Genomic DNA, 14,215 nt, shown 5'->3' with positions numbered 1-14,215 from the left:
TGACAACCCTGTGAGGAAAAGCGTATTTGCGTACGCGACCAGAATACTAATTAACCGATTGTTTACGCCATTATAAAGTCATGGGTAACGGTTCTTTTAGAGTCATACCTTCGGCAGAAAGTTCGGCTTTATAAACCAGAATTTCTACCCCCTTTAGCTGTGCTTCAATCAATAGTTGCGCATATTTTGCATCGATATGCCGCGCGGGTGAAAACCGTGTAATGGCTGAATGCAGCACCGCGAATAACACCACGGCGCGATGGCCTTCAGCCGCTACGCTCATCAGTTCCCGAAGGTGTTTTTGCCCCCGTAAGGTGACGGCATCGGGAAAATAACCATACTCTTGTTCCGCTAATGTGACCGATTTCACTTCAATATAGCAGTCGGGTCGGGAATCTGCCTGTAACATGAAATCAATACGGCTGCGTTCCGCGCCGTATTTTACTTCGCTTTTTAACAGGCTGTAGCCTGAAAGTTCTGAAAGCTGCTCATTCTGAATCGCTTCCTTCGTTAATCTGTTTGCCCATAGGGTGTTAACGCAGATAAGTGCGCCTGTCCGGGTTTGCGTTAATTCCCAGGTGTGCGGATATTTGCGTTTAGTATTTTCTGATGTCGAATACCAGACGGTATCGCCCGGCGTGGCGCATCCGGTCATCGCACCGGTATTTGGGCAGTGTAACGTTAATTCCGTGCCGTCCGGTGTAATGACATCGGCTAAAAAACGTTTGTAGCGCTGAATTAAGGTGGCACGCTGTAATGGCGGAGAGAACTGCATGTGATTTCCTTAAAGCCTGCTTTTGCAGACTATTTTATTCGGCAAGCGTCCAGCGCTGTAGTTGTGTGTAACGTGTGCGGCCGCGTTCGAACGACGAGGCATAAAGCGCAAATTCATTGACCGGAAACGACCAGCAAAAACCCGGCGCTGGAATGGCGACCGCATGGCTGGCGTCGCGCAGCAGCGTAATATGCGGATGAAAAGGCTGCGGGCTTTGATAACAACCGCTGCGCGCCGCCTGGGCGCGTAACATGTTCGCCAGTTGCAGCAGCCCGCGCGGCGGCTGTCGCATCCCCAGCCAGACGACCCGCGAACGTAGCCACTGGCCCGCGTCATCCAGCCTGAGCGTAAAGCCCGGCTGACGGATGCGTCCGGCAAGCTGTGATAACGCCTGTTGCTTGCTCGCGCTCACCTCGCCTAAAAACGCCAGCGTCAGGTGCAAATTCGCTGCGGCGACCGGCCTGCCGTCGTCCGGGGAAAAATGACCGGCGCGCCAGGCGATGATCTGCTCACGAACCTCGTCGGGCAATTCAATGGCAAAGAACAGCCTTTTCGGCTCAGACATGATGGGTACTCGGTTATGAATTAACGCGATGCTACAATGCAGCGCGAAGAATGTTAACCCTCTGGAGCCATTTGTGACGTCGTTGCCCGTTGCCGCCGTACTGCCCGAATTACTTGCCGCGCTTGAAAGCGCGCCCCAGGTTTTGCTCACCGCCCCAACCGGCGCGGGGAAATCGACCTGGCTGCCGTTGCAGTTTCTGACGCATAAAGGCATTCAGGGGCGAATTATCCTGCTGGAGCCGCGCCGCCTGGCGGCACGCAATGTGGCGCAGCGGCTGGCGGAACTCCTGAACGAGAAGCCCGGCGAAACGGTCGGTTATCGGATGCGCGCGCAAAGCTGCGTTGGCCCGCAGACGCGGCTTGAAGTGGTGACGGAAGGGGTGCTGACAAGAATGATCCAGCGCGATCCCGAGCTGAACGGCGTCGAGCTGGTGATCCTTGATGAATTTCATGAGCGTAGTTTGCAGGCGGATCTGGCGCTGGCCCTGCTGCTGGACGTGCAGCAAGGGCTGCGTGACGATCTGAAACTGCTGATCATGTCTGCGACGCTGGACAACGGGAAGCTGCAACAGCGCCTTCCTGATGCGCCGCAGGTGGTGTCTGAGGGGCGTGCCTGGCCCGTTGAGCGTCGCTACCAGTCACTTCCGGCCCAACTGCGTTTTGATGAGGCGGTGGCCATCGCCACGGCAGATTTGCTGCGTCACGAAACCGGCTCTCTGCTGCTGTTTTTACCGGGCGTTGGGGAAATTCTGCGCGTACAGGAACACCTGGCCGCGCGCGTGGCGGATGATGTGCTGTTATGCCCGCTGTATGGCGCGTTGTCTCTGGAGGCGCAGCGTAAAGCGATACTGCCTGCGCCGCGCGGGATGCGCAAAGTCGTGCTGGCGACCAATATTGCCGAAACCAGTTTAACCATCGAGGGTATCCGTCTGGTGGTGGACAGCGCGCAGGAGCGCGTGGCGCGCTATGACGTGCGAACCGGCCTGACGCGGCTGATTACCCAGCGCGTCAGCCAGGCCTCCATGACGCAGCGAGCCGGACGCGCCGGGCGTCTGGAACCGGGCGTGTGTGTTCACCTGCTGGCGAAAGAGCAGGCGGAAAGGGCGGCGGCGCAAAGCGAGCCGGAGATTTTACAAAGCGATCTGTCCGGTTTATTGCTGGAGCTGCTGCAATGGGGATGCAGCGATCCCGCGCAGCTAAACTGGCTGGACCTTCCCCCGTCTACCAACGTGCAGGCAGCCCGGCGGCTGTTGCAGATGCTGAATGCGCTGGATGGCGAGCGGCTGAGCGCGACGGGGCAGAAAATGGCGCGGCTTGGCAACGACCCCCGTCTGGCGGCGATGCTGGTCAGCGCCGGCAATGACAGTGAAAAGGCGACGGCGGCGAAACTGGCGGCGATTCTGGAGGAACCGCCGCGCGCGGGCAATACCGACCTCAGCGTGGCGTTTTCGCGCCAGCAACCGGGCTGGCAGCAGCGTAGCCAGCAGCTCCTGAAACGGCTCAACGGGCGAGGCGGCGAGGTGGACGGCACGATGCTGGCGCCGCTGCTTGCGCAGGCGTTTGCCGATCGTATCGCGCGTCGACGCGGTCAGGAAGGGCGCTATCAACTGGCGAATGGCATGGGCGCGGTGCTTGACGCCGATGACGCGCTGGGTCGCCATGAATGGCTTATCGCACCGTTGCTGTTGCAGGGGAGCGCGTCGCCGGATGCCCGTATTCTGCTGGCTTTACCGCTGGATATCGAGGCGCTTATTCAGGCGTGTCCGGCGCTGTTGCAGCAGTCCGACACGGTAGAGTGGGACGACGCGCAGGGAACGTTAAAGGCGCTGCGCCGAATGCGTATCGGGCAACTGACGGTAAAAGTTCAGCCGCTGGCTAAGCCTTCGGAAGAGGAACTGCACCAGGCGATGCTCAATGGCATTCGCGATAAAGGGCTAAGTGTGCTCAACTGGACGCCGGAGGCTGAACAGTTCCGCCTGCGTCTGTTGCGCGCGGCGCAATGGTTGCCGGAGTACGACTGGCCCGCCGTTGATGACGCTTCTCTTCTGGTGACGCTGGAAAGCTGGCTGCTGCCGCACATGACGGGCGTTCATACGCTGCGCGCCCTGAAAGCCCTGAATATTACCCAGGCGTTACGCGGCCTGCTGGACTGGTCTATGCTGCAACGTCTGGATAGTGAGCTGCCCGCGCATTACACTGTGCCGACGGGAAGCCGGATAGCCATTCGTTATCACGAAGATAACCCGCCAGCGCTGGCGGTCAGAATGCAGGAGATGTTTGGCGAAGCAAATACGCCTGCTATCGCGCAGGGGCGTGTGCCGCTGGTGCTGGAGTTGCTCTCACCGGCCCAACGCCCGCTACAGATTACGCGCGATTTAAGCGCGTTCTGGCAGGGAGCGTACCGCGAGGTACAAAAAGAGATGAAAGGGCGTTATCCCAAACATGTCTGGCCGGACGATCCGGCGAATACCGCGCCAACGCGGCGCACGAAGAAGTATTCATGACTGCCGGATGGCGCTGTGCTTATCAGGCCTGCTCGCTCAAATGTAGGCCGGATAAGGCGAAGCCGCCATCCGGCATAAACATGGCAGAAAATTGAGAGATTTCTTCTTCTGTCGACTGACGGAAGAACAGAGAATCGGGCCTTTGCGCCTGTATGTTGCGGAGAAAAAGCATGGCCGGGAATGACCGCGAGCCAATTGGACGCAAAGGGAAACCACCGCGTCCGGTGAAACAAAAGGTAAGCCGTCGTCGACTCAGAGATGAAGAGTACGACGACGATTATGATGATGACTATGAGGATGAAGAACCGATGCCGCGTAACGGTAAGGGCAAAGGGCGTAAGCCTCGTGGCAAGCGTGGCTGGCTCTGGCTACTGCTAAAACTGTCGATTGTTTTTGTCGTGCTGATTGCGATCTACGGCGTCTATCTGGATCAAAAAATCCGTAGCCGTATTGATGGCAAAGTCTGGCAGCTTCCTGCGGCGGTATATGGCCGGATGGTTAACCTTGAGCCGGAAATGCCCGCCAGCAAGAATGAAATGGTGAAATTGCTGGAGGCCACCCAGTACCGTCAGGTGACGAAAATGACGCGTCCCGGCGAGTTTACCGTGCAGGCGAACAGCATCGAGATGATCCGCCGTCCGTTTGACTTCCCGGACAGCAAAGAAGGGCAGGTGCGTGCGCGTCTGACCTTTGACGGCGGCCATCTGGATACGATCGTGAATATGGATAACAACCGTCAGTTTGGTTTCTTCCGTCTCGATCCGCGCCTGATCACCATGCTCTCTTCGCCGAACGGCGAACAGCGCCTGTTCGTGCCGCGCAGCGGTTTCCCGGATCTGCTGGTGGATACGCTGCTGGCGACGGAAGACCGTCATTTCTATGAGCACGATGGCGTTAGCCTGTATTCCATCGGTCGTGCGGTGCTGGCGAACCTTACCGCCGGGCGCACGGTTCAGGGGGCGAGTACGCTGACGCAACAGCTGGTGAAAAACCTGTTCCTCACCAGCGAACGCTCCTACTGGCGTAAAGCGAACGAAGCTTACATGGCGCTGCTGATGGATGCGCGCTACAGCAAGGACAGGATCCTTGAGCTGTACATGAACGAAGTCTATCTCGGCCAGAGCGGCGATAACGAGATTCGCGGCTTCCCGTTGGCGAGCCTGTACTACTTTGGCCGCCCGGTTGAAGAGTTGAGTCTCGATCAGCAGGCGCTGCTGGTGGGGATGGTGAAAGGGGCGTCAATCTACAACCCGTGGCGTAACCCGAAACTGGCGCTGGAGCGTCGTAATCTGGTACTGCGTCTGCTGCAACAACAGCAGGTGATCGACCAGGAGCTGTACGACATGCTGAGTGCGCGTCCGCTGGGCGTGCAGCCGCGCGGCGGGGTGATCTCGCCACAGCCAGCCTTTATGCAGATGGTGCGTCAGGAGTTGCAGGCGAAGCTCGGCGACAAAGTGAAAGACCTTTCTGGCGTGAAGATCTTCACCACCTTCGATTCCGTGGCGCAGGATGCAGCTGAAAAAGCGGCCGTTGAGGGCATTCCGGCGCTGAAGAAACAGCGTAATCTGAGTGATCTGGAAACCGCGATTGTGGTGGTAGACCGCTTCAGCGGTGAGGTGCGTGCGATGGTCGGCGGGGCGGAGCCGCAGTTCGCCGGGTATAACCGTGCGATGCAGGCGCGCCGTTCTATCGGCTCTCTGGCAAAACCGGCGACCTATCTGACGGCGTTAAGCCAGCCGAAGCTGTATCGCCTGAACACCTGGATTGCCGACGCGCCGATCGCGCTTCGTCAGCCGAACGGGCAGGTCTGGTCTCCGCAGAACGATGACCGTCGTTACAGCGAAAGTGGCAAAGTGATGCTGGTGGACGCGCTGACGCGCTCCATGAACGTACCGACGGTGAATCTGGGGATGGCGCTGGGGCTTCCTGCCGTCACCGATACCTGGATGAAGCTGGGCGTGCCGAAAGATCAGCTGCATCCGGTTCCGGCCATGCTGCTGGGGGCGCTGAACCTGACGCCAATCGAAGTGGCGCAAGCGTTCCAGACCATCGCCAGCGGCGGCAACCGGGCGCCGTTGTCAGCATTGCGTTCGGTGATTGCGGAAGACGGTACGGTGTTGTACCAGAGCTTCCCGCAGGCTGAGCGCGCGGTTCCGGCGCAGGCGGCGTATATGACGTTGTGGACGATGCAGCAGGTTGTGCAGCGCGGCACCGGGCGTCAGCTGGGCGCGAAGTATCCGGGTCTGCATCTGGCGGGTAAAACCGGGACCACCAACAACAATGTCGATACCTGGTTTGCAGGGATTGATGGCAGCCAGGTGACGATTACCTGGGTGGGTCGCGATAATAACCAGCCGACGAAACTGTACGGCGCCAGCGGCGCGATGTCGATTTATCAGCGTTATCTGGCGAACCAAACGCCAACGCCGCTGACGCTGACGCCGCCGGAAGATGTGGTGGATATGGGCGTTGATTACGACGGTAATTTCGTCTGTAGCGGTGGAATGCGTGCGCTGCCGGTCTGGACGACCGACCCGGACGCGCTGTGCCAGCAGGGCGAAATGATGCAACAGCAGCAGCCGACCGGGAATCCGTTCGATCAGTCTTCTTCGCAGCAACAGCAGCAACCGGCGCAGCAGGAGAAGAAAGACAGCGACGGCGTGGCGGGTTGGATCAAGGATATGTTTGGTAGTAACTAACCGTTGCGCCTGATGGCGCTGCGCTTATCAGGCCTACAGAACCAATAAACGCATTGGATCTTGTAGGCCGGATAAGGCGCGCCAGCGCTGCCATCCGGCAAATTTCCGCAGAATAACGTTCCAGCCTAAATCATTAACCCTTCCTTTTCATCTGGTTATTTCTTAACCCCTTAGTTTTGATAGGGGCGCGTATTGCTTGCTATCGCGCCAACGTTTCGAATATTATGCTGCGGTCATAAGAATAATTCTCGTTTACGTTATCATTCACTTTTCATTAGAGATATACCAATGGCGCGTCTTAAAACTGCTCAGCCAAACTCTTCGCTGCGTAAAATCGCAGTCGTAGTAGCCACAGCGGTTAGCGGCATGTCTGTCTATGCACAGGCGGCGGTTGAACCGAAAGAAGAAACTATCACCGTAACCGCTGCACCTGCCCAGCAGGAAAGTGCCTGGGGGCCATCACCAACGATTGCGGCCAAACGATCCGCAACCACCACCAAGACCGATACCCCGATTGAGAAAACACCACAGTCTGTTTCGGTGGTGACTCGTGAAGAGATGGATATTCATCAGCCAGGCTCAGTAAAAGAGGCTTTGGCATATACTCCAGGGGCTGCCGCTTCAACACGCGGCGCTTCTACCACCTATGATTTTGTTATTATTCGTGGTTTTTACACGCCAGGCCCAACCCCGAACAATTACCTGGATGGCATCAAATTACAGGGTGACTACTACAGTTCTGCTGTTGTTGATCCCTATATGCTTGAACGTGTGGAATTGATGCGTGGACCGACGTCCGTTCTTTATGGAAAAAGTAATCCGGGCGGCTTGATCTCTATGGTAAGCAAAAGCCCGACGTCAGAGCCTTTAAAAGAAATTCAATTTAAAATGGGAACAGACAATCTGTTCCAGACTGGTTTTGATTTCAGCGATTCTCTGGATGATGATGGCGTCTATTCTTATCGCTTAACAGGGCTTGCTCGCTCAAACGATGAGCAACAGGATTTTGCGAAGCAGAAGCGTTATGCCATTGCTCCCGTGTTTAGCTGGAAACCGGATGAGAAAACAAACCTGACACTGCGTGCAAATATCCAGAATGAACCTTCAACGGGTTTTTATGGCTGGTTGCCGAAAGAGGGGACGGTAGAACCCTTACCTGACGGTTCTCGTATTCCAGTAAGTTTTACCGATGCTGCTCCTAACAATACCTATTCTCGCTACCAAAGAATGGTCGGGTATAGCTTTGAGCACAGTTTCGATGACACATTTACCGTGCGCCAAAATTTACGTTATAGCCAAATTAAGACATCTCAGCAAACAGTGTACGGTTTTGGTGCTGTTGGCAACCAACTGACCCGACAGAGTATTGTCGCGAATGAAAACTATAATGATTTTGGTGTAGATACACAGTTGGAAAGCAAGTTTGCTACAGGTGATGTGGCGCATACTCTGCTGACGGGTGTTGACTATTCTCGTCTGCGTAACGATATCGACAACGCTTATGGTACAGCGCCTCCGTTAGATATGAATAATCCTGTATATGAGGATGTCGTGTTCCCGGATGCGAAACCTTTCCAGTTAAATACTCAACATCAGACTGGCCTGTATGTTCAGGATCAACTGGAATGGGATAAATGGGTTGCAACTCTGGGAGGGCGTTATGATTGGTCTGAGCAGGCAACAACAATTCGTTCCAGCAACCAGAAAGTTGAACGTAACGATGAGCAATTTACCTGGCGTGCCGGGATAAATTATCTCTTCGATAATGGCATTACGCCATATTTCAGTTACAGCGAGTCTTTCGAACCGAACCCGTCTAAAGCCTGGGCTGCTACACCTGCGGACAACGTTGCTTATGCTCCCTCTAAAGGTAAGCAATATGAAGCTGGTGTGAAATATGTGCCGAAAGATCTGCCTGTTGTAGTCACTGCTGCTGTCTATGAACTGACCAAAACGAACAATCTGACTTCTGATCCAAGTAATCCGTTTGCTCAGGTTCCGGCAGGTGAAGTGCGTTCACGTGGCGTTGAGTTAGAAGCGAAAGCGGCAGTTAATGCGAACATTAATATGACAGCGTCTTATACGTATACGGATGCTGAATATACGGAAGACACAACGCTGAAAGGCAAAACCCCTGTTCAGGTGCCGAAACATATGGCTTCGCTTTGGGGCGACTATACCTTTTACGAAGGTTACCTTTCTGGCTTAACGCTGGGGACTGGTGGCCGTTTAGTTGGCTCCAGCTATGGCGATCCGGAGAACTCCTTTAAGGTCGGTAGTTCAACTGTGATGGATGCAGTTGTGAAATACGATCTGGCTCGTTTGGGGATGGCGGGTTCCAGTGTTGCAGTAAATGTAACAAACTTGCTTGATCGTGAATATGTCTCCAGCTGTTTTGCTACCTATGGCTGCTTCTGGGGCGCGGAGCGTCAGGTCGTTGCAACCGCAACCTTCCGTTTCTAATTTCTCTTTGGGCACGGTTCGCCGTGCCCGCTTTACAAGTTGGCCGCTATGCAGGAAAACATAACCCGTCCCGACACGACTTTCGCCCTACGTAATGTCTCCTTTCGTGTGCCTGGCCGCACGCTTCTGCATCCTCTTTCGCTGACCTTTCCGGTGGGTAAAGTTACCGGGCTTATTGGTCACAACGGTTCAGGTAAATCAACCTTACTGAAAATGCTGGGGCGGCATCAACCGCCGTCGGAAGGCGACGTGTTGCTCGACGATCAGCCGTTGAACAGCTGGAACAGTAAAGCGTTTGCCCGCAAGGTCGCCTATCTGCCGCAGCAGCTTCCGCAGGCGGAAGGGATGACGGTGCGCGAGCTGGTGGCGATTGGGCGTTATCCGTGGCACGGCGCGCTGGGTCGTTTTGGCGTAACCGACAGAGAAAAAGTGGAAGAGGCGATTACGCTGGTGGGACTAAAACCACTGGCGCACCGTCTGGTGGACAGCCTCTCCGGCGGGGAACGTCAGCGGGCGTGGATCGCTATGCTGGTGGCCCAGGATAGCCGCTGTTTGCTACTCGACGAACCCACCTCCGCGCTGGATATCGCGCATCAGGTTGATGTGCTGGCGCTGGTGCACCGCTTAAGCCAGCAGCGTGGGTTGACGGTGATTGCCGTTTTGCACGACATCAACATGGCGGCCCGCTACTGTGATTATCTGGTGGCGCTGCGCGGTGGCGAAATGATTGCCCAGGGTACGCCAGCAGAGTTGATGCGTGGTGAAACGCTGGAGCTGATTTATGGCATCCCGATGGGAATTTTGCCGCATCCGGCTGGCGCCGCACCCGTGAGTTTTGTCTATTAATGAGCGGTTTACATTCTATTACCCGACGTCGATTGTTAACGGCGATGGCGCTTTCTCCTCTGCTCTGGCAAATGGGGCAAGCCCGGGCCGCAACCGTCGATCCTCATCGTATTGTCGCCCTGGAGTGGTTGCCGGTAGAGCTGCTGTTAGCGCTCGGCATCATGCCTTACGGCGTGGCGGATATTCCCAATTATCGCCTGTGGGTTAACGAGCCGGCATTGCCGGAGTCGGTCATTGACGTTGGGCTGCGTACCGAACCTAATCTGGAACTGCTGACCGAAATGAAGCCCTCATTTATGGTCTGGTCGGCAGGCTATGGCCCTTCGCCTGAAAAGCTGGCGCGTATCGCGCCGGGGCGCGGCTTTAGCTTCAGCGACGGCAAAAAGCCGTTAGCGGTAGCGCGTCAGTCGTTAATTGAAATGGCGCAACTGCTTAATCTTGAGTCTGCGGCCAGCCGCCATCTGGCGGAATACGATAGCTTTATCGACAGCCAGAAACCGCGCTTTGCCCGGCGTGGCGACCGGCCTCTGCTGCTGATGACGTTGCTCGATCCGCGCCATATGCTGGTTTTCGGCCCGAACTGCTTATTCCAGGAGACGCTGGACGCGTTCGGCATTCGCAATGCCTGGCAGGGGGAAACCAATTTCTGGGGCAGCACTGCGGTTGGTATCGACCGGCTGGCGGCCTATAAAGACGCTGACGTCCTCTGTTTTGATCACGGCAATAACCCGGATATGGCTGCGCTGATGGCGACGCCGCTGTGGCAGGCGATGCCGTTTGTGCGCGCCGGACGTTTTCAGCGCGTGCCTGCCGTCTGGTTTTATGGCGCGACGCTGTCAAGCATGCGTTTCGTGCGCATTCTGGATAATGCGCTGGGAGGTAAAGCGTGAGTCGACGTATTGCGCTATTTCCGGCGTTGCTGCTGGCGGTGTTATTTATCGCTGCCGCCTGGCTGACCTGGTTTAACTTCTCCATCGCATTGCCGCGCAGCCAGTGGCAGCAAGCGTTCTGGTCGCCGGATATCGACAGTATTGAGCAAATGATTTTCCACTATAGCCTGCTGCCGCGCCTGGCGATCGCCTTGCTGGTCGGGGCCGGACTTGGGCTGGTGGGCGTATTGTTCCAGCAGGTGCTGCGTAACCCGCTGGCGGAGCCAACGACGCTCGGCGTGGCGACAGGGGCACAGCTCGGGATTACGCTAACGACGCTGTGGGCGATTCCCGGCGCGATGGCCACGCAATTTGCGGCGCTGGCAGGCGCGTGCGTGGTGGGGGCGCTGGTGTTTGGCGTCGCCTGGGGAAAACGCCTGTCACCGGTCACGCTGATTCTCGCCGGTCTGGTGGTGAGCCTGTATTGCGGGGCGATTAACCAGCTGATGGTGATTTTCCACCACGACCAGTTGCAAAGCATGTTCCTGTGGAGCACTGGAACGCTGACGCAAACTGACTGGAGCGGGGTGCAGAGGCTGTGGCCGCAGCTGCTGGGCGGCGTGATGCTCACCTTGCTATTGCTGCGTCCGATGACCCTGATGGGGCTGGATGACGGCGTAGCGCGCAATCTGGGGCTGGCCTTGTCGCTGGCGCGTCTGGCGGCTTTATCGCTGGCGATCGTGCTCAGCGCGATGCTGGTTAACGCCGTTGGGATTATCGGCTTTATCGGCCTGTTCGCCCCGCTGCTGGCGAAAATGCTTGGGGCGCGTCGCTTACTGGCGCGCCTGATGCTGGCGCCGCTGATTGGCGCGCTGATCCTCTGGCTTTCCGATCAGACCATTTTGTGGCTGACCCGCGTCTGGATGGAGGTCTCCACGGGTTCCGTGACGGCGCTGATTGGCGCGCCGCTGTTGCTGTGGCTGCTGCCGCGTCTGCGCAGCATGAGCGCGCCGGCAATGAACGCCAATGACCGCGTAGCGGCGGAACGCCAGCATGTGCTGAGTTTTGCGCTGGCAGGCGGTGTCGTGCTGCTGTTAGCGGTGTTCGTGGCGCTCTCTTTTGGCCGTGACGCGCACGGCTGGAACTGGGCGAGCGGCGCGCTGCTGGATGAACTGATGCCCTGGCGCTGGCCGCGTATTCTGGCGGCATTGATTGCGGGCGTGATGCTGGCGGTGGCGGGGTGCATTATTCAACGCCTGACCGGAAACCCGATGGCCAGCCCGGAAGTGCTGGGTATCAGCTCCGGCGCGGCGTTCGGCGTGGTGCTGATGCTGTTCCTGGTGCCGGGTAACGCCTTTGGCTGGCTGCTGCCTGCCGGGAGCATCGGCGCGGCGGCGACGTTGCTGATCATCATGGTCGCGGCAGGACGCGGGGGCTTTTCTCCGCACCGTATGCTGCTGGCGGGGATGGCGCTCAGTACGGCGTTTACGATGCTGTTGATGATGTTACAGGCGAGCGGCGATCCGCGCATGGCGGGAGTGCTGACCTGGATTTCCGGTTCGACCTACAACGCGTCGGAAGAACAGGTGGTACGCACCGGCATTGTGATGGTGATTCTGCTGGCGATTACGCCGCTGTGTCGTCGCTGGTTAACCATTTTACCGCTGGGCGGCGAGACGGCGCGGGCGGTGGGTATCGCGTTGACGCCATCGCGTGTTGGGCTGTTGTTGCTGGCGGCCTGTCTGACGGCGACCGCGACGATGACCATTGGGCCGCTGAGCTTCGTTGGGCTGATGGCGCCGCATATCGCGCGGATGCTCGGTTTTCGCCGCACGATGCCGCATATGATTATGTCGGCGCTGGCGGGGGGAATACTGCTGGTTTTCGCCGACTGGTGCGGCAGAATGGTGTTGTTCCCGTATCAGATCCCGGCGGGATTGCTCTCGACGTTTATCGGCGCGCCGTATTTTATTTATCTGTTACGTAAGCAGAGCCGGTAATGGTGCTTTATCCGGCCTACGGCACCATATGTAGGCCGGGTAAGCGTAAGCGCCACCCGGCAATGACGATTTACAGTTTCGCAAATACCCGACGTGCGGCATCAATGGTGTTGTTGATATCGTCCATGCTGTGCGCCACGGACATAAAGCCTGCCTCGAAGGCGGACGGCGCCAGGTAAACGCCTTCATCCAGCATCATGTGGAAGAAACGTTTGAAGCGCTCAACGTCGCATGCCATTACATCCTGATAGCAGTTTACGGATTCCGCGTCGGTAAAGAAGATGCCGAACATACCGCCGACGTGATTCACCACCAGTGGAATATCGGCTTCCTGCGCGGCGTCCAGCAGGCCTTCTGCCAGTCGGGTCGTCAGTTCGTCCAGCGTCTCGTGAATCCCCGGCTGGGCGACTTCGGTCAGGCAGGCGAAACCCGCCGCCATGGCAATCGGGTTGCCGGAAAGCGTTCCCGCCTGGTAAACCGGGCCAGTCGGCGCCAGTGCGTCCATCACATCGCGGCGTCCGCCAAATGCGCCTACCGGCATACCGCCGCCGATGATTTTGCCCAGACAGGTCAGATCCGGCACTACGCCGTAATAGTCCTGTGCGCCCGCCAGCGCCACGCGGAAACCGGTCATCACTTCGTCAATGATCAGCAGCGCGCCGAATTCGTCGCACAGGGCGCGCAGGCCCGGCAGGAATTCCGGTAGCGGAGGGATGCAGTTCATATTGCCCGCCACCGGCTCGACGATAATACAGGCAATCTCTTGCGGATATTGTTCGAACGCCGCGCGTACAGAAGCCAGATCGTTATAGGTGCAGGTCAGGGTATGTCTGGCGAAATCAGCCGGAACGCCCGGTGAGTTCGGCTGGCCCAGCGTCAGTGCGCCGGAACCCGCTTTCACCAGCAGGCAGTCGGCGTGGCCGTGGTAGCAGCCTTCAAATTTGATGATCTTGTCGCGACCGGTGAAGCCGCGCGCCAGGCGAATCGCACTCATTGTGGCTTCGGTGCCGGAGTTCACCATCCGCACCATGTCCATAGTCGGCACCAGTTCGGTGACCAGCTCCGCCATTTTAACTTCCATCTCGGTCGGCGCGCCGAAGCTCAGCCCGCGCGCAGTGGCTTCAATCACTGCATTACGGATGGCGGGGTGGTTATGGCCCAGTACCATCGGACCCCAGGAGCCGACGTAATCGATGTACGCTTTGCCATCGACATCATACAGATACGCGCCGTCTGCTTTTTCGATAAACAGCGGGGTGCCGCCCACGCCAGTGAAGGCGCGAACAGGGGAGTTGACGCCGCCGGGGATAAGCTCGCGCGCTGTGCTGTAGAGGTTTTCAGACTTGCTCATGGATGGGGTTCCTGGTTCGTAGAAAAAGTGAATGCCCTTTATTCTAAGTTATTCACAGAAGGTTATGAACATTTTGCGCATTTGAAACATGACGATTTACAGGGGATTTTCCCGAAACAGGCGGGTACAATGCCGCTTCTGTAT

The 14,215-nt window shown here is 57.3% G+C and carries 9 protein-coding genes; 6 read left to right on the top strand and 3 right to left on the bottom strand.

The window, feature by feature from the left end:
* Nucleotides 1–70 precede the first annotated feature (70 nt).
* Nucleotides 71–775, bottom strand: coding sequence for a DNA/RNA nuclease SfsA (gene sfsA / locus OGW17_RS00850; protein ID WP_012134013.1), 705 nt, complete (start codon nucleotides 773–775; stop codon nucleotides 71–73).
* A gap of 34 nt (nucleotides 776–809) precedes the next feature.
* Entirely contained in the window at nucleotides 810–1,340 is a 531-nt protein-coding gene (gene thpR / locus OGW17_RS00845; RefSeq protein WP_047458852.1) for an RNA 2',3'-cyclic phosphodiesterase, read from the bottom strand.
* A gap of 73 nt (nucleotides 1,341–1,413) precedes the next feature.
* Between thpR and hrpB the strand changes: the two genes are divergently transcribed.
* The 6 genes from hrpB to fhuB all read left to right on the top strand — a co-directional run bounded on the left by hrpB (nucleotide 1,414) and on the right by fhuB (nucleotide 12,720).
* Nucleotides 1,414–3,843, top strand: coding sequence for an ATP-dependent helicase HrpB (gene hrpB / locus OGW17_RS00840; protein ID WP_071257595.1), 2,430 nt, complete (start codon nucleotides 1,414–1,416; stop codon nucleotides 3,841–3,843).
* A 170-nt stretch (nucleotides 3,844–4,013) separates the two neighbouring features.
* Complete coding sequence (mrcB, locus tag OGW17_RS00835; protein ID WP_071257597.1) at nucleotides 4,014–6,542, top strand: bifunctional glycosyl transferase/transpeptidase; 2,529 nt, start codon at nucleotides 4,014–4,016, stop codon at nucleotides 6,540–6,542.
* A 288-nt stretch (nucleotides 6,543–6,830) separates the two neighbouring features.
* Nucleotides 6,831–9,005 (top strand): ferrichrome porin FhuA, encoded by a 2,175-nt coding sequence (gene fhuA / locus OGW17_RS00830; protein WP_071257599.1) that lies wholly within the window; start codon nucleotides 6,831–6,833, stop codon nucleotides 9,003–9,005.
* Between the two features lie 48 nt (nucleotides 9,006–9,053).
* Complete coding sequence (fhuC, locus tag OGW17_RS00825) at nucleotides 9,054–9,851, top strand: Fe3+-hydroxamate ABC transporter ATP-binding protein FhuC (RefSeq protein WP_012134007.1); 798 nt, start codon at nucleotides 9,054–9,056, stop codon at nucleotides 9,849–9,851.
* Nucleotides 9,851–10,741 carry a Fe(3+)-hydroxamate ABC transporter substrate-binding protein FhuD gene (gene fhuD, locus OGW17_RS00820; RefSeq protein WP_024130692.1) on the top strand — a complete coding sequence of 297 codons (891 nt, stop codon included), beginning with the start codon at nucleotides 9,851–9,853 and terminating at the stop codon, nucleotides 10,739–10,741. The genes fhuC and fhuD overlap by 1 nt, the downstream gene beginning before the upstream one ends.
* Nucleotides 10,738–12,720 carry a Fe(3+)-hydroxamate ABC transporter permease FhuB gene (fhuB, locus tag OGW17_RS00815; RefSeq protein WP_058668589.1) on the top strand — a complete coding sequence of 661 codons (1,983 nt, stop codon included), beginning with the start codon at nucleotides 10,738–10,740 and terminating at the stop codon, nucleotides 12,718–12,720. The genes fhuD and fhuB overlap by 4 nt, the downstream gene beginning before the upstream one ends.
* Nucleotides 12,721–12,790: 70 nt before the next feature.
* Here fhuB and hemL read toward each other — a convergent pair whose 3' ends face one another.
* On the bottom strand, nucleotides 12,791–14,071 hold the full coding sequence (hemL, locus tag OGW17_RS00810; RefSeq protein WP_071257601.1) for a glutamate-1-semialdehyde 2,1-aminomutase: 1,281 nt from the start codon (nucleotides 14,069–14,071) through the stop codon (nucleotides 12,791–12,793).
* Between the last annotated feature and the right edge of the window lie 144 nt (nucleotides 14,072–14,215).

The organism is Citrobacter sp. CK181 (assembly GCF_030333595.1).
Classification (GTDB): Bacteria; Pseudomonadota; Gammaproteobacteria; order Enterobacterales; family Enterobacteriaceae; genus Citrobacter_B; species Citrobacter_B koseri.
This window is presented reverse-complemented; position numbering and strand designations above follow the sequence as displayed.